Origin of the sequence: Paraburkholderia sp. GAS206C (genome assembly GCF_050435645.1) — a bacterium.
Lineage (GTDB): Bacteria > Pseudomonadota > Gammaproteobacteria > Burkholderiales > Burkholderiaceae > Paraburkholderia > Paraburkholderia phenazinium_B.
In genome coordinates, this window is sequence record NZ_JBNDKR010000012.1 from 44,476 (window position 1) to 60,800 (window position 16,325).

Below are 16,325 nucleotides of genomic sequence, written 5' to 3' on the forward strand. Positions count from 1 at the left end.
CGGGTCATCATGCATATCGACTTCGATTTCCTGCTCGACACGCTGCGCCAGTTGTTTGCCGCGGTGCCGACCACGCTCGGACTGTTCTTTTCTTCGCTGGTGCTGGGCGGTCTGCTGTCGCTCGTGATCGTCACGATGCGTGTGTCGCCGCACTGGCTGCCGAACCGCTTTGCGCGTGCTTACATCCTTGTGTTTCGCGGCTCGCCACTGCTGATCCAGATGTTCCTTGTGTATTACGGGCTCGGCCAGTTCGGTGTGATCCGCGAGAGCTTCCTGTGGCCGGTGCTGCGCGAACCGTATATGTGTGCGGTGCTGTCACTGGCATTGTGTACGGCCGGCTACACCGCCGAGATCATCCGTGGCGGCCTGATGGCCGTGCCGGTCGGACAGATCGAAGCGGGTTATGCGATCGGCCTGTCGGGCTTCGCATTGCTGCGCAGGGTGATCGGCCCGATTGCGTTGCGGCAGTGTCTCCCTGCGTATTCGACCGAGGCCGTGCTGCTCGTGAAGTCGACCGCGCTCGCGAGTCTCGTCACCGTGTGGGAAGTGACCGGCGTCGCGCAGCAGATCATCCAGCAGACCTATCGGACTACTGAGGTGTTTATCTGCGCTGCGTTGATCTATCTGTTCCTGAATTTCATCATTGTGCGTCTGCTGGGGCTGCTCGAAGTACGGCTGTCGCGCCATCTGCGCGCGGCGCCCGCTCAAGCCGCAACGCGCCCGGTTCCGGCCGCCACCGAAGCACGCCAAACCCCTCGGGCGGCACCTTGAACGGCCACTCGTCCTGGATAGTCTGGAGAATCAAATGAACGCTACGGCACCCGTTGCATTGTCGGTCAAGAACATTCACAAGTCGTTCGGCGAGCATCACGTTCTGAAGGGCATCTCGCTCGACGCGCATGAAGGCGACGTGGTCTCGATCCTTGGCGCCAGCGGCTCCGGCAAGAGCACTTTCCTGCGCTGCCTGAACCTGCTGGAGACACCGGACGACGGTTCGGTCGCGCTGGCCGGTGAAGAACTGAAAATGAAGCGCCGTGGCGACGGCAAGCTGCAACCAAGCGACCGCCGCCAGGTGGACCGCATCCGTTCGCAACTTGGCATGGTGTTCCAGAACTTCAATCTCTGGTCGCATATGACAGTCCTCGACAATCTGATCGAAGGTCCGATGCGCGTGCAAAAGCGCAGCCGCGCGGAAGCCGTCGAAGAGGCCGAAGCGTTGCTCGCCAAAGTCGGTCTGGCGGAAAAGCGCGGCCACTATCCTGCGCACCTGTCGGGCGGTCAGCAGCAGCGCGTGGCGATCGCCCGGGCGCTGGCCATGCATCCGAAGGTCATGCTGTTCGATGAACCGACTTCGGCGCTCGATCCGGAACTGGTGGGCGAAGTCTTGCGGGTGATGCGCTCGCTGGCGGAGGAGGGCCGCACGATGCTGGTGGTCACGCACGAGATGGGCTTTGCCCGCCATGTGTCGAACCGCGTGATGTTCCTGCATCAGGGCGAAGTCGAAGCTGACGGCACGCCGGACGAGGTGTTCGGCGATCTCAAGTCCGATCGCTTCAGGCAATTCGTCTCGAGCCACCACCATCGCACTACGAACTGAGTATCGTCATGGCCGTTATCCGTTCCGATCGTCCTCTGGACTGGCGTCAGATCGCGGCGGTCGCCGCGGGTGAGCCGCTTGAGCTTTCCGCCGATGCGCGCGCGCGCATTTCGGCGGCCCACGTGCTTGTCGAACAGATCGTCGAACGCGGCATTCGCGCCTATGGCGTGAACACCGGCGTGGGCGCGCTGTGCGATGTGATCGTTTCGCCATCCGAACAACGCACCCTGTCGCGCAACATCCTGATGAGTCATGCCGTGGGTGTCGGCACGCCGCTCGGCGCCGCGGAAACGCGGGCGATTATCGCTGCGGCCGTCAACAACTTTGCTCACGGACATTCGGGTATCCGGCTTGCCGTCGCAGAGCGGCTGGTGACGCTGCTCGACGCCGGCTGCCTGCCCGAGGTGCCGGCGTTCGGCTCGGTCGGCTACCTGAGCCATATGGCGCATATCGCGCTCGTGTGTATCGGCGAGGGTCATGCGCACTACCGCGGCGAGCGTCTCAGCGGGCGTGAAGCGCTACAGCGGCTCGGACTCGAACCGCTCGTGCTCGACGCAAAAGAGGGGCTCAGCCTGGTCAACGGTACGCCCTGCGTGACAGGACTTGCGGCGCTGGCGCTTGCGCGCGCCGGGCGGCTGCTCGACTGGACCGACGTGGTCGCGGCCATGAGCTTCGAAAACCTGCGCGGCCAACTGGTTGCTTTTGATGCCGAATCGTTGGCGTTGAGGATTTCACCGGGCCTGAGTCTGGTCGGCGAAAGAATGCGCAGCGCGCTTGCCGATAGCGGCATACTCGCAGCGGCGATCGGGCGGCGCACCCAGGACCCGCTCAGCATGCGCACCATTCCCCATGTGCATGGCGCGGCCCGCGACGTCTTCAGCGCAACCGCGGAAGTCGTCAATCGCGAACTCGCTTCAATCACCGACAATCCGATCGTTGCCGGCACGCCCGAAGAGCCGCGCGTCTATTCGCAGGCCCATGCCGTTGGCGCTTCGATTGCGCTGGCGATGGATAGCCTTGCTACGGCTATCGCGCAGGTGGCGGCGATGGCGGAGCGGCGGCTCGACCGCCTCGTCAATCCGCTGGTGAGCGGCTTGCCGGCGTTTCTTGCCGAGCCGGGCGGCACCTGTTCGGGCTTCATGATTGCGCAGTACACCGCGGCTTCGCTGGTGGCGCAGAACCGGCGCCTCGCCATGCCCGCTAGCCTCGACGGCGGGATCACATCCGGCCTGCAGGAAGACCATTTGTGTCACGCGACGCCGGCGGCGCTCAAGGCGCTGGAGATCGTCGACAACGCTGGCCGTATCGTCGCCATCGAACTGCTGGCAGCAGCTCAGGCTTACGATCTGCAAACGCTCGATGCCCCGCGCGCGCCGTACACCGATTCCTTGTGGCGACGCGTGCGCAGCGCCGTGCCGACCTATCGCGACGACCGGCCGCTCGCCGAGGACATGGCGCTGGCATTCCGTATCATTGCCGACACAGCGCCGCCGCCGCTACCGGACCCGGGTAAGATGCGGCCTGCAACCGTTGGTACCGGAGCGGACACTGCCTATCCACCGGTTGCCGGCGCGAGCCCTGCAGCACCCACGACGGTTGCGATCGCTGCTTGCGATCTGCAATCGGCGGCGTGAAACGGTCAATGGAACCACGAGCCGGTGCGGCCGGCCTACCCGCCGGACGCATTGGCGCATTTGCGTATTGCGTGCCACCCACGAGGTCGACGTGAATATGAACATAGACAACGCGCCATTCGAAACGACCGAGGGCAGTCCTCGCCAGGTTGCCGAAGCGTCAGAAAAAAGTAACGCACAGGAACCGGCAAAAGCGACGCCTGCCTATCAGCAGATCAAGCGCTACGTCGTGAAGCGGATTGCCGAAGGCGACTGGAAACCGGGGGGGCTGATTCCATCGGAGACCGAACTGGTCAAGGAGTTCGGCGTGGCGCGCATGACCGTGTCGCGCGCGCTGCGCGAGCTGACCACCGAGCGGGTATTGACCCGCGTGCAAGGGTCCGGCACGTTCGTTGCGCCGCAGCGCTACGAATCGACGGTACTCGAGATTCGCAATATCGCGGACGAGATTGCTGCGCGCGGCCATCGGCATATGGCGCGCGTGCTGACGCTCGAACCGAGCGACGATCCGGAGGCGCTTGATGCACTCGGTCTGTCCGCTGGACCGGCGTTTCATTCGCGCATCGTGCACTGCGAAGAAGGCGAGCCGATTCAGTACGAAGACCGCTACGTCAATCCGAAGGTATTCCCCGAGTATCTGCAACAGGACTTCACGGCCGAAACGCCGAATCACTACATGGTGCGGCTCGCGCCGATCCAGCGCGCCGAGTTTCGCATCTATGCGCAAAAGCCTGACGCGCACGTGCGCAAGCATCTGCTGATGGAGATCGGCGAGCCGTGCCTGCTGTTGTGGCGCCGCACCTGGGTGGGCGTTGCGGTGGCGACCTCGGTGCGGTTGTGGCATCCGGCGTCGCGCTTCCATCTGGCGGGCAACGTTTGAATCTGATCCAGGACTGTGGCTTGTTCAGGCGGCCCGTCCAGGCCGCCGTATTCACCCCTGGCGCTGGGAGATGTCCGGCGTGAACCGGCAGCCCAGCCGGTAGCGTGAGCCCGGATGAACGAAGCGGGCGAACGTCACTGCTACGCCGCTCGTCCACGTGCGGCGCACCAGCGTCAGACACGGCTCTTCGACGCGGATTTCCAGCAGCGCGGCTTCGGCAGGCGTCGAGAGGCCTGCATCCACGACATGTTCGACGTCATGCGCCGGCACGACGTTGTAGAGATACTCGGATGGGCGGATCGCCGCGAAGTCCTGCTGCAAAAACTCCGGCGCGGTGGCCGGATTGACGTAGCGGTCCTCGAGTTGCACCGGCAGGCCGTTCTCGCGATGTACGCAGATCACATGAAACACCGAAGCACCCGGCGCCAGCCCCAATGCGTTGGACACCACCACAGGCGCGGTTTCGCGTTGCTTGAGCAGCGTTTCGTAGGTGTACTCATGACCGCGCGAGCGGATCTCGTCGCCGATATGGGCGATCATCAGCAGGGTGGATTGCGGTTTGGCCTCGGCGACGAAAGTGCCCACGCCCGACACCCGCGTGACGAGCCCTTCGTCGGCGAGCTCGCGCAGCGCGCGGTTGACAGTCATGCGCGAGACGCCCAGTTCGGCGACGAGGTCGAGTTCGGACGGGATGCGGTCGCCGGGTTGCCGCGCACCTGATTCGATGGTGCGGCGAATATGGCTTTTGACCTGTTCGTAGCGCGCAGTCGGATGGTCGGGCATGTCGAGCGCACTGCCAGCCGCGCCAGCCGCAGCGCTGGCGGTCGCGGCAGCGGCGCTTGCAGAAACGCGCGTTGCCGGCATACGGCCAGTACCGCGGGCGGCGCGCGCGGTCATGCTGGGTCCGCCTCGCCGGCGTCCTGGGTCCAGAAGGCGTTGCGGTCGAAGTAATTCTGCAGGAACTGGCGCAGGCGCGGCTGGCCCGCATCGTGAAAGACGTCGCGCGGTTTGCCTTCCACGGCAATGCGGCCCTGATCGATAAACACGACCTTGTCGGCCACCTGGGCGGCAAAGCCCATTTCGTGCGTGACGACGGCCATCGTCATGCCGTCGCGTGCGAGTTGTTTCATTACCTGCAGCACCTCGCCGACCAGTTCAGGATCGAGCGCCGAGGTGGGTTCGTCGAACAGCATGATGTGCGGCTCCATGGCGAGCGCTCGCGCAATCGCCACGCGTTGCTGCTGGCCACCCGACAGTTTGGCCGGATACGCATCCGCCTTGTGCGCAAGCCCGACCGTCTCCAGCATGGTATTGGCGCGACGTCGCGCATCGTCGCGCGAAAGATGCTGCACTCGCAACAACGCCTCCATCACATTGCCGAGCGCTGTCATATGCGGCCACAGGTTGAACTGCTGGAACACCATGCCGACATTGCGCCGCACGCGGTTGATTTCGCCCTGCGATGCGCGCACGCGTTTGCCGTTGCGCTCGGTATAGCCGAGCAGTTCGCCTTCGATGCGTACGTCACCCTGATCGTAGGTTTCAAGCGCTGCGAGACAGCGTAATAGCGTACTTTTTCCTGAGCCCGACGGTCCGATGATGCAGACCACCTCGGAGCGGGCAATCTGCAGGTCGACGCCGCGCAGGACCTCGACTTCGCCGAAGCGTTTGCGCAGGTCGCGCACGTCGATCAGCGATGCGCTGTTCGCGTGTCCTGCAGCGGTGGCGGCGGTGGGGTCGGAGGTCGGCATATCGGCAAGGGCGTTCATCGATCGGTCCAGTGTGGGGTCATGCCATGAAGCGCGCAATCCGGGCTTCGGCCCACATGCCGGCGCGCGAGGTGATCTCGACCACTGCGAGATAGCAGACGCACAGCGCCAGCAGCGTTTCGACAAATGCGAAGGTGGCCGAACCGATACCGGTCAGGACAAAGGTAAGTTCGGGCACGGTGACGATCGACAGCACGGCGGTCTCCTTGCTGAGCACGATGATCAGATTGGTAAGCGCTGGGACGATCAGCACGAGCATCTGCGGCACCTGAATGCGTAGCACGGCTTGCCAGCGCGACAGCCCGAGACAGGACGCCGCTTCCAGGTGGCCGCGCGGCACGGACTGGAAGCCGGAGCGGAACGCCTCGGCAAAATACGCGCTGCCGTACAGGCCGAGGCCGAGCACACCGGCGGTCATCGGTTCAAGCGTGAGGCCGAACGAAGGGCCGCCGTAATACAGCAGAAATAGCTGCACGAGAAACGGCGTGCCGCGAAAGAGTTCGATATAGAAGCGCAGCAGCCCGCGCACCCAGCGTCCGCAAAACAGCTGCAGCACCGCGATCAGAAAGCCGATCAGCATGCCGATGACGACACCCGCCACCCACGTGCCGATGGTCGTCGCGAGACCCGCTGCAATCGGCTGCAGGTTGTGGGTGATGACGGTGGGATCGAATTGCTGCATCGCTGGGGGCTCGGGCTTGGTTTCAGTGCTGTCGCGGTGGCATCTTCAGGCGTGCTGCAAGCGGTGCTCGGCACCGTGCGCAACCAGCGCGAGCGCGCCGCAGATGACGAAATAGATCAGTCCCGCAGCAACATATGCTTCTAGCGGCCGATAAGTGCTGGCGGCAATGTTCTGCGCGGTGCGTGTGAGTTCCGCCACGCCGACCACCGAGATCAGCGACGACGCCTTGATCAGCAGCACCATCTCGTTGACGAGCGACGGCAGTGTGAGGCGGAACGCCTGCGGCACCTGGATCCGGCGCAGCATGTCGAAGGGCGACATGCCGAGCATGCGCGCTGCTTCGATGTGCCCAGGTGGAATGCTCAGAAAACCGCCTCGCAGAATCTCGGCGATATACGAGGCCGAGCACAACGACACCGCGCTGATCGCTGCAGCGAGCGGCGATACGTTGATGCCGACGAACGGCAGCAGGTAGTAGACGAGCAGCAGTTGCACGAGCATCGGCACGCCGCGAAAGAAAAACACGTACGCACCGCCGAACATGCGCGCGGCACGATGCGCCGAGAGCCGGGCCGAGCACACGGCGATCGCGACAAAGAAGCCGATCACGAGCCCCGTCAGCGAAATGCCGACCGTGGCGATGGCCGCGTGCAGCAGCAGCGGCAGCCCCTGCAGAAAGACAGTCATGCTGAACATGTGGTGCACCCGCTAGAAGAGCCGGCGAACCGCTGCGGCATGACGCGTGTCCGGCAGCGGTTCGCTCAGTTCATCAGTAGTTCGGCGTGGGCAGCGTGGTCGGCGCATCCATCGCGACGCCGAACCACTTCTTCTGCAACGCGGCGAGACGTCCATCGTCGTGCATCTTGATCAGCGCGGCGTTGAAGGCGTCGTCGAGCGACTTGCTGTCCGGGTCTTTGCGCATGCAGTAAGCAAAGTACACCTTGGCGCCGAACGGCGGCTGCACAACCGCAAAGGTCTCGGGCCGCTGTTTCGCCACATAGGCGATGTTCGTCATCGAGTTCGCCACGGCGGCAATCCGGCCGGCAGCGAGGTCGGCGTACGCCTGGTTGTTGTCGACGTATTCGCGGACTTCAGGCGGCTTGGGCAGCGTCGCGATATAGGCCTTCAACTGATCGAGTTGCGCTGAGCCTTTGCCGGCGCCCACGGTCTTGCCGGCGATGTCCGACGATTGTTTCAGCGACGTGTCGTTGGCGCGCTTGAGCAGCGCGTCGGTGGCGTCGGCGATGGGCAGTGTGTACGTATAGCGATCCATACGCGCTTTCGTCACGGTCAGCGGCCCGCCCACCATGTCAAACTTGCCGGCTTCGAGACCGGGCAACACGCTCGGCCAGGGCAGGTCGATGAAGCGGACCTTCACGCCCAGTTCCTTGCCGATCTCGGCGAACAGGTCCTTGTTGAAACCGGCTTGCTGGCCGTTCTCGAGAAAGTCGAACGGTGCGAACTGCATTTCTGTACCGACGACAAGCTCGCCCGCCTGCTTGACCTTGGCGAGCTGATCCGCGTGGGCAGCAACGCTTGCTGTACACAATGCCAACATCACTAAACGACACTTCCAGCCTGCAAGGATGCTCATACGATTCTCCGGTTGGCAAAGCGGTGTCGCGCGGCACGCACTAGAGCAGGCGCGCGCTATTGATCGGTATGCGAGGCAGTATATACCGCACCTTTTGTGCGAAATAAATAATCGCATTGTGCACTGCAAGGCAAGCCTGGCGATGGTGAGTCCGAGCGGAAACGTCGCTTGCGAAGGTGCTTTTGGCGGTATATACAACTGAGAACGCGCGTAGCGCCCGGCTCGCTTTGCAAGGTGTTCGAAGTAAAGGCCGTGCCCGCATTCCTCAGTCATATCCATCTTGCTCACCAGGAGCATTGCGATGCCACCTGTCACCCGCATTCCGATCATCGACTTTGCCGGGGTGCGCGCCGGCGACCCCGCGGCCCTGCAGCGCGTCGGCCGTGAGATTCACGATGCCTGCACCACGATCGGGTTTTTCTACATCGTCAACCACGGCGTGCCGCAAGCGGTGATCGATGCCGCAGAGCACGCGGCCCGCAGTTTTTTTGCGTATCCGGTCGAGACCAAGCGCCGCGTGGCGGTGAATCAGCGGCATCGCGGCTTCAATGCGCTCGGCGACGCCACCATGTACCAGGCGAAGCGGCCCGACTACAAGGAATTTTTCAGCGTCGGACTGGAGTTGCCGGAGGACGATCCCGATGTGCTTGCCGGTCAGGCATTACGCGGGCCGAACAACTGGCCGGACTTTATGCCAGCGTTACGCCCGGCGCTGTATGGCTACTACGAAGCGGTGGCATCGTGCGGCGCGGATCTGTTACGCGCGGTAGCGGCGGGTCTCGGCGTCGACGAACAGTTTTTCGCGCCGCGCTATACCAAGCGGATGCAGCGTACGCAGATGGTTTATTACCCGCCGCAGCCGCCGCAATCGGATGCCGGGCAGTTCGGCGTCGCGCCGCACACCGACTACGGTTGCATCACGTTGCTCTGGCAGGATCAGGTGGGCGGCCTGCAGGTGCGCGAAATCGCCAACGACACATGGGTGGACGCGCCGCCCGTACCCGGCAGCTTCGTCGTCAACGTCGGCGATCTGCTGGCGCGCTGGACCAATGACCGGTTCCGCTCGACGCTGCACCGCGTGATCAACGCGTCGGGCCGCGAGCGTTATTCGATCGCGACCTTCTACGATCCGACTTACGGTGCGCTAGTCGACCCACGCGAACTCGGCACCAGCGAAGCCGACCTCAAGTATCAGCCAGTCGCGGCGGGAGACTACATCCTCGGTCGTATCAACGACTCCATGGGTTATCGAAAGAAACTGGCGGTCCAGGGGACGACGGCATGACCGTAAGTACTCCCGCGGAGTTTTCCAGTACGCTGGCTGCCTTGCGCGATGCGCTGGGTGCGGACGCAGTGCGCGTTGGTGAGCAGATCGGCGAGCGATCAATGACCGATTGGACCCGTCACGAACCAACCCGCGCAGCAGCGTTGCTCTTGCCACGCACGACGGAACAGGTGTCGCGGGCACTGGCGATCTGCCATGCAGCGCATCAACCGGTGGTGCCGCAGGGCGGTATGACGGGCCTCGCGGGCGGGGCGATCCCACGCGCCGCCGATATCGCGCTATCGCTCGAGCGTATGACGGGCGTTGAAGAGATCGATCCGGCCTCAGCGACCATGACGGTGCTGGCCGGCACCACCTTGCAGACCGCACAGGAAGCGGCCGCGCAGGCGGGTTTCGAACTGGCGCTCGATCTCGGCGCACGCGGCTCGTGCCAGATCGGCGGCAATCTCGCCACCAACGCCGGCGGTAATCGCGTGATCCAGTCGGGCACGGCACGCGATCAGGTGCTCGGCCTCGAAGTGGTGCTCGCGAACGGCGCGGTGTTGAGCTCGCTCGGCAAGATGGTCAAGAACAATACCGGCTATGACCTGAAGCACTGGTTTATCGGTTCGGAAGGTACGCTCGGCGTCATCACGCGGGCGGTATTGCGGCTGCATCCGCAACGCGCGGCGCGGCATACCGCACTGGTTGCGCTAAACAATTACGATGCTGCGGTAAGTCTGTTGCGGCGGCTGTCGACGCGCTTTGGCAACGATATCGGTGCGTTCGAAATCATGTGGCCTGACTTCTATGACTTCGGTGTTGCATTGACTGGCGCACGCTCGCCATTCGCCGAAGCGCATCCGCTGTATGCATTGATCGAGCACGCCAGCTTCGATGCGGCGGACGACGGCGAGCGCTTCGCTGCAGCGCTTGCCGAAGCGCTCGACACACAGGTCATTCGCGACGCAGTGATTGCGCAATCGGTGGCCGACGCGCGGGCTCTATGGGCGGTGCGCGAATGCACGGCCGAATTCCCGGTACGGCTCGATCCGATCAATTTCGACGTCAGCCTGCCAATTGGTGAGATCGGCACATTCGTCGAGCGTTGCCGCGCGGCACTCGATCGTCAGTGGCCCGGCAACGAGTCGTATTTCTTCGGGCACATCGGCGATTCGAATCTGCACCTCACCGTGGACGGCCGTTCGCTCCCGGGCATCGATCATCACGCCGTGTACGCGTTCGTCTACGAGATGCTGGGACCGCTGCACGGCTCGGTGTCGGCGGAGCATGGCATCGGTTTATTGAAGCGCGAGTTCTTGCCGATTTCACGCTCGCCCGAGGAGTTGGCTGCCATGGCCGCGATCAGGCAGGCGCTCGATCCGCACGGAATTCTGAATCCGGGCAAGCTGTTTTGAAGGCGAGTGGGGCGGACATGGACACCATGCCGCCCGGCATCTCAGTAGGCGGAGTAGTCCAGCAGTTCGTTGGCGTAACGCCGGTAAAGCCAGGACAGGACCGAGGCGGCAAGTCCTATGAAGACGGTGTTGATGAACCCGAATCCCAACGCGAATGCAATCGAGCCCTGCCCACCGGACATTAACAGCCTCGGGCCGAGCACGGCAAATGTGATTGTCCAGATGAGCGTTAGCGGCAGGTGGGCGACGAAACCGACGCCGAGGATGCTCCAGAAATGACCGCGGCTGTCTTTCCATGCCGCTCGCAGCGTAAGCGGGCTACCTAGAGAGACAGCCGGGTAGATCAGGCATAGACGGCAGACTGCATACAGATACGCTAGCGAAATGAGTAACGCGAACAGGAAGAAGCCGCCCGCGCCCATGTGGCGCATGACCGGGATCAGGAGCATGACAAGCAGAACCGTCACCACAACCAGGACCACCGCGAGACCCAGCGAGAAGAGCATGTAGCGGCCGAGCGGTTCGCCGTTGAGGGGCAGGAGAGGCTGGGTGCCTTCGCCGAGTAGCAGGAACCGGTTGACCTTGATGATCACGCACCCGTAGACGACGAGCTGCAGCACTGAGCAAACCAGCTTGACGAGAGGATGACCGGCCCTTGCTGCGAAATCGAGTTCTGCGCCTGGGGCGAGATGCTGAAAGGGAGCGGAGAGTAGGGTGGTGCAGGTGAGGACTGCAAATATGCAGAGGAAGAATCCAGGCATCCGGACGATGGCTTGCCAGGTGCTGATCCAGCTATTCTTGACGCAGTTACCGAAGGTCAATTCTTCCATGGCGTTTGCCGTAGCTGTTAGGGTTTATTGGAGTGATTCGGATCATAAATGAATTTGCAGGCGCGGTCTGCAGGATGATCGAGTCATTCGGATACCGGACGCACATAGCGCTTCAATGCTCATCCAGATAGCGCAATATCACCGGGTACACATCCGCCGCCGCGTTCTTGCCGAAGATGCAGTCGAGATGTCCATACCCAGGAATCACATGCCGTTCGTAATGTTCGGCACCGAAGCGCTCCACCAGCAGATTGAAGGTGGTTTCAGTGCTCACCGGCAGATAGCACCGGTTCTCTGAACCGTGAATGAAGCCGATCGGCAGACGCATGCCCTCCAGATTGGGCAGATAAACGTCCTTGCCGTGAGCGTCCACAACGTGTCCCGCACGCACCATCGTTGCCAGCTGACTGAAAAGCTCGACGTCATGCACGCCGAATAGCTCCTGCAGATTGGCGTGAAGCTGCTCGCCGAGTTGAGCGTGTTCATAGAGGAGACCATACAAAAACGTCGCGCGATGGCAGAGCGCATTGCCACAGCCTTCGTCGTGTCCAACCGGATAGAGGCGCAGCGCCTCGTCGAGCAGATTGTGTGGCCAGTCATGAGCCCGCGTAAATACCGTCAAGTCCCTGACGCCCAGGTGTTCGAGTATTTCCGGCATGTGCAGACCGGCCTTGATCCGCTGCAATGCACCCGGAACCGGATGGGCCGATACCTGGGACAGCAGGGCCGAGCGCACGCCCTTGAGCCCCGAGAGTAAAGACATGGTGACGGCCATTGCGCCGAAACAATGCGCCACTACCTGGATCTGCTCCGCGCCCGTGATCCGCCTGACCTGCGCGACAGCGGCGGGGATGTCCTCATGTGCGATCGCGTCCGCCGTGGTGGATTCGAGCGCGCTCGGCAGTTCGATGCTCACCCGCAGGTCGACGAGCCATACGTCATAACCGGCGGCGCATAAAAACTCGACAAGGTTGGTGTCGACCAGGTCCGTCGAGAAGATCCGGCTCGACGTCCCCGAGCCGTGCACAAGCAGCACCGGTCCCTTGTTGCCAGCGTGATAGCGCGTCAGTTTTAGTGTCTTGCCGTCCGCTCCGGATGTATTGAACCAGTTCAGTTCCGGCGCCGGCGCGCGTAGGGTGCGCTTCACGCGCGGTGCGGAGGTGTCCTCAGAATCCAGAAACTGCAGCGGCGCCGCGACGCCGCCATATTCAGTGAACAGCACCCCGCCGAAGAACTTGCCGAATTTCAGCGTCCATTCGAGCCGTGTCGCGAGGTCAGGTGTGTGCGTGACTTCGATGGTGCGCATCTGCCTGAGGAAATTCTCTGGCGTGATGATCAGGGTTGCTTTGCCGATCACGGGGGCATCGGCGACGTCGGAAGCGCGGATCTGCGCGTACAAAGTATTCGTCTGCGGCCACAGTTCGAGTAGCGACGAACGCGTGATGATCTTCTGTCCTGAGAGGTAGTAGCGCGGACCGTCCACCGTCTCGAGCGTCATCTGGTAGTTCATGTCGCGTCGGTCGACCTCGGTCGGATCGACGACGAACAGGTTGAAATGGCCATCCACGATGGTCATTGGTTGGGCCGACAACGCCGGGCACGTCAACGTGCCGACTGCGCGTGCAGCGTGCTGAGGGTTCTCGAGCATGTCGGCCAGATCGTCGGATTCGACCGTGAGCGTAAAGCTGATCGGAATGGTGCTGTGAGACGCGCCTGGCTGCGCTGCATCAGGCTCGTAGGTGCCGATCATGGTTTCGGTGAAGCGCAGGCCGATCTTTTGCGGTGGCGGTGGCGCGACGTCGCCGCGCGATGTGTAGTCGATTTGCCAGCCATGCGCCGCAGCCAGTTGTGCGCAGTTGCGTTCGGCCAGTGCCGAGATCGTCAGCAGTGGATTCACGCCGAGCGAGATCGGCATGACCGCGCCGTCCATCACATACAGGCCGTCATGAACCTCGGCCCCTGTCGTGCCCGAGAACACACGGCCGGCCTGATCGACGACGCCGTTTTCAGCACTATCCGCCATTGCGCAACCGCCCAACGGGTGCACGGTCACGAGGCGCTCGCCAAGCAGATTCGCGGAGATCGGGTCGCGCACATAGTCGCCGCCCAGTGCGCGCGTCGCCGCTTCGAGCGTCTTTTCGATGGTGGCGTAAATCGGCTGCTTGCCGGCGTTGGGCCAGCGGATGCGTGGCCGCCCATGCTCGACCGTGATCTGTCCGCTTTCGTCGTCGTGCGCCATCACGAGGTACGTCTGCGTGTGGTTCATGGCGCCGTGGTACGGCCCGCGCAACAGGCTTTCGGCGATGCGCGCGTCGGCATCCAGCGTGGCGTGTGTCGACGACGGCGGCTCGGGCATCTTCACGCCTTCGGCCGGCGCGGCGATCCCCATCACGCCCATCATGGCTACTCCGACCGGCCCGGCCAGCGAGCCTTCCTCGATCACGAAGCCATCGCGGACGTCTGGTGTATTGCGGTGATCGATCAGGCCGCAGATCGTGGGTCCGACCGGCGGAATTTCACCGGCCTTGTGTGCGCCCCAGCCGATGCCGTTGATCGGCTCATCGGTGTTGTAGGCAAAGGCGAGCACATCGCCATTGCCGGTGAAGTGCTCGCCGAGTTGCGTGGACACAGATAGTCCGGCGTCACGTGAGCGCAACAGGATGGCGGTCGAACCGAGCGTGCCCGCCGACAGGATGACGATATCCGCAGTGACCGCCAGATCCGGCGCGTCATAGATTTCGCGGCCGAGGTCCACCGGTTGATAGCGCACGAGCCACTGCCGGGTGGCCTCGTCGCGCACCACGGAATGCACGGCTACGCCCGCGAAAATCTGCGCGCCGTGCGCGACCGCGTCCGGCAGATAGTTCATGTGGGTCGAATTCTTCGACTCATGGTTGCAGCCTGCGTTGCAGTCGCCGCAGCCGATACAGCGTTTCTGTCCGATACCGGCTGCGTTCGGGCCGTCCTTGAAGGTGACCGTGATGGGCGGTCGCGAGAAGCGATCCTGCATGCCGAGTGCCTGCGCCGAGCGCGCGAGCGCATTGAGCTTCGGCAGCGAAGGGAAGTCAGCGGGCACGGGCGACGGTTGCAACATTGCTTCGGCGCGTGCGTACCCGGCGGCGAGGCCGGCCTCGTCGGCGCGCACCGCTGCGGGCCAGCGTGGGTCCTGCCATAGACGCGGATCGGGCCTGAGCGCCACGTTCGCATTGATCAGCGAGGTACCCCCGAGTCCGCAGCCGACCACCGCGTTGACCTCGGCATTGACGTGCACTTCGAGCAAGGCCAGCGGCGAGCCGATCTGCGCAAGCTCAGTGTTGTATTGCACCTGGCTCGCACCCTCAAGCTGCGTGGCGGGAAACTCGCCCGCCATGAATTCGCGGCCGCGTTCGAGCAGGCACACCTTGCGGCCCGCCCGCGCCATCCGGCTGGCCGCGATGGCGCCACCATAGCCCGAGCCCACTACCACGATTTCGTAGTGCGGCTGCATTGCCTGAATGGCGCTGGACAAGCGATCCATCGAGAACACCTCGATTAGGCGGCCACTTCATTCATTTCGCTGTCGGTCGATTCGGCGGCGAGCAGGTTCAGCGCGATCAGGATCGCCGCGCGATTTTCGACGTCGATTTCGATGCCCAGCACGTCGACCAGCCAGCGGCCGATCTTGGTATTGGAAAAATCGGCGGCGTCGTCCGTCTTTTTCATTGTGACGCCGAGTTTGATGGCGCGATAGTGATAAGAGGGAACGCGATGCTGTGCCGCCACGGCCGAAAGTCCGCCTTTGCATTCCGAGCACCAGCCGAGGCTGCCTGCCAGCACGATCCGCTCCGGTTCGTCGAGGCCGTCGATGAAGGCCCGCGCTGCGAAGCGCACGCGCGCTTCGTCGAGACCGTATTGCAGCAGCACGCTTTCGACCGGGTCTTCGAGCGCGTGAGCGTGCAGATCGATTTCCTGCGCCATGCCCTCGTTTTCCATCGAGACGTTGCGCTGATGGCCGGCGCTGCGCAGGCAGTCGATCAGATAGCGGCGGAAGTATGCGCACAGCGCGTAGCCGTTGGACGGCGCGCTTTCGGCGCAGGCGTTCGTGTCGGAATGACCGGGGGTGAGGCGCAAAACCCGGGAAAAGATGAACTGCGCGACCAGTTCTTCCTTGTCCTCGCCGAGCGCCTGCAGTTCGAGCGGATGGTAGGTCCGCAGCGCCCGTTTCACCAGATCCACCATCGAAACCATTTCGTCACCGGACAGTTGGGTGCGACGGCGCCACAGATCAGGCAGGATCGCATTGTCCAGATTGCGGACGAACTCGCGGCTCGGTACAGCGCCCATGAAAACCTCCGTCGAAGGATGGGTCAAGCGCGCGGTAGGCCCCAGTGCGGGGCGGCGAGGGCTGTGTGAACCGGCCCGGTGCCGCGCTGGAAAGTGATCCCAGTATGGTTTTTGCGGGCGGCTTCGCCTATATGGATTAAGTGATAGCTGACAGGTAAACTGCTGGGTAAACCAACGGCGCCGATGGTCCCAAAGGGCCGCTGGCGCTAGCGCCGCCTGATGTCATGCACCATTTCGGTCATCCAGGGCGGCTGAAGCCCGCCTCTTGCCCGCAGCACTTCACCATCGAAATAGCCGGACCCGGCAGCAATAACCTTGCATGGGAGACCGCACG

General features: G+C 63.1%; 14 protein-coding genes. 6 read left to right on the forward strand and 8 right to left on the reverse strand.

Annotation, left to right across the window (positions count from 1 at the left end; translation table 11 throughout):
• The first annotated feature begins 9 nt into the window (after nucleotides 1-9).
• The 4 genes from P3T20_RS30255 (at nucleotide 10) to hutC (P3T20_RS30270) (ending at nucleotide 4,111) form a co-directional block, all read left to right on the forward strand.
• On the forward strand, nucleotides 10-771 hold the full coding sequence (locus P3T20_RS30255) for an ABC transporter permease (RefSeq protein WP_074268249.1): 762 nt from the start codon (nucleotides 10-12) through the stop codon (nucleotides 769-771).
• A 34-nt stretch (nucleotides 772-805) separates the two neighbouring features.
• On the forward strand, nucleotides 806-1,597 hold the full coding sequence (locus P3T20_RS30260) for an ABC transporter ATP-binding protein (RefSeq protein WP_074268250.1): 792 nt from the start codon (nucleotides 806-808) through the stop codon (nucleotides 1,595-1,597).
• 8 nt (nucleotides 1,598-1,605) lie between these two features.
• Nucleotides 1,606-3,231 (forward strand): HAL/PAL/TAL family ammonia-lyase, encoded by a 1,626-nt coding sequence (locus tag P3T20_RS30265; RefSeq protein ID WP_429288697.1) that lies wholly within the window; start codon nucleotides 1,606-1,608, stop codon nucleotides 3,229-3,231.
• 91 nt (nucleotides 3,232-3,322) lie between these two features.
• Entirely contained in the window at nucleotides 3,323-4,111 is a 789-nt protein-coding gene (gene hutC / locus P3T20_RS30270; protein WP_429288698.1) for a histidine utilization repressor, read from the forward strand.
• A gap of 51 nt (nucleotides 4,112-4,162) precedes the next feature.
• Here hutC (P3T20_RS30270) and hutC (P3T20_RS30275) read toward each other — a convergent pair whose 3' ends face one another.
• From hutC (P3T20_RS30275) to P3T20_RS30295, 5 genes are all read right to left on the reverse strand, one after another.
• Nucleotides 4,163-4,894: a histidine utilization repressor gene (gene hutC, locus P3T20_RS30275; RefSeq protein WP_254369096.1), complete on the reverse strand. Its 732-nt coding sequence runs from the start codon at nucleotides 4,892-4,894 to the stop codon at nucleotides 4,163-4,165.
• Nucleotides 4,895-5,004: 110 nt separating this feature from the next.
• On the reverse strand, nucleotides 5,005-5,880 hold the full coding sequence (locus P3T20_RS30280) for an amino acid ABC transporter ATP-binding protein (RefSeq protein WP_429288699.1): 876 nt from the start codon (nucleotides 5,878-5,880) through the stop codon (nucleotides 5,005-5,007).
• A gap of 19 nt (nucleotides 5,881-5,899) precedes the next feature.
• Nucleotides 5,900-6,562, reverse strand: coding sequence for an amino acid ABC transporter permease (locus P3T20_RS30285; protein WP_429288700.1), 663 nt, complete (start codon nucleotides 6,560-6,562; stop codon nucleotides 5,900-5,902).
• 45 nt (nucleotides 6,563-6,607) lie between these two features.
• Complete coding sequence (locus P3T20_RS30290) at nucleotides 6,608-7,258, reverse strand: amino acid ABC transporter permease (protein ID WP_074268254.1); 651 nt, start codon at nucleotides 7,256-7,258, stop codon at nucleotides 6,608-6,610.
• 73 nt (nucleotides 7,259-7,331) lie between these two features.
• Nucleotides 7,332-8,156 carry a transporter substrate-binding domain-containing protein gene (locus P3T20_RS30295; protein ID WP_429288701.1) on the reverse strand — a complete coding sequence of 275 codons (825 nt, stop codon included), beginning with the start codon at nucleotides 8,154-8,156 and terminating at the stop codon, nucleotides 7,332-7,334.
• Nucleotides 8,157-8,457: 301 nt separating this feature from the next.
• Here P3T20_RS30295 and P3T20_RS30300 point away from each other — a divergent pair, with 301 nt between their 5' ends.
• Both P3T20_RS30300 and P3T20_RS30305 read left to right on the forward strand, forming a co-directional pair.
• Entirely contained in the window at nucleotides 8,458-9,441 is a 984-nt protein-coding gene (locus tag P3T20_RS30300; RefSeq protein ID WP_429288702.1) for an isopenicillin N synthase family dioxygenase, read from the forward strand.
• On the forward strand, nucleotides 9,438-10,838 hold the full coding sequence (locus P3T20_RS30305) for an FAD-binding oxidoreductase (protein ID WP_429288703.1): 1,401 nt from the start codon (nucleotides 9,438-9,440) through the stop codon (nucleotides 10,836-10,838). Before P3T20_RS30300 ends, P3T20_RS30305 begins: the two co-directional genes overlap by 4 nt.
• Before the next feature lie 41 nt (nucleotides 10,839-10,879).
• Here the strand turns inward: P3T20_RS30305 and P3T20_RS30310 are convergent, their stop codons facing one another.
• The 3 genes from P3T20_RS30310 to P3T20_RS30320 form a co-directional block, all read right to left on the reverse strand.
• Nucleotides 10,880-11,668, reverse strand: coding sequence for a hypothetical protein (locus tag P3T20_RS30310; RefSeq protein WP_074268257.1), 789 nt, complete (start codon nucleotides 11,666-11,668; stop codon nucleotides 10,880-10,882).
• Nucleotides 11,669-11,780: 112 nt separating this feature from the next.
• A complete protein-coding gene (locus tag P3T20_RS30315) occupies nucleotides 11,781-15,185 on the reverse strand; it encodes an alpha/beta fold hydrolase (RefSeq protein WP_429288704.1) in 3,405 nt (1,134 codons plus the stop codon).
• Nucleotides 15,186-15,199: 14 nt separating this feature from the next.
• A complete protein-coding gene (locus P3T20_RS30320) occupies nucleotides 15,200-15,991 on the reverse strand; it encodes a hypothetical protein (protein WP_074268259.1) in 792 nt (263 codons plus the stop codon).
• Between the last annotated feature and the right edge of the window lie 334 nt (nucleotides 15,992-16,325).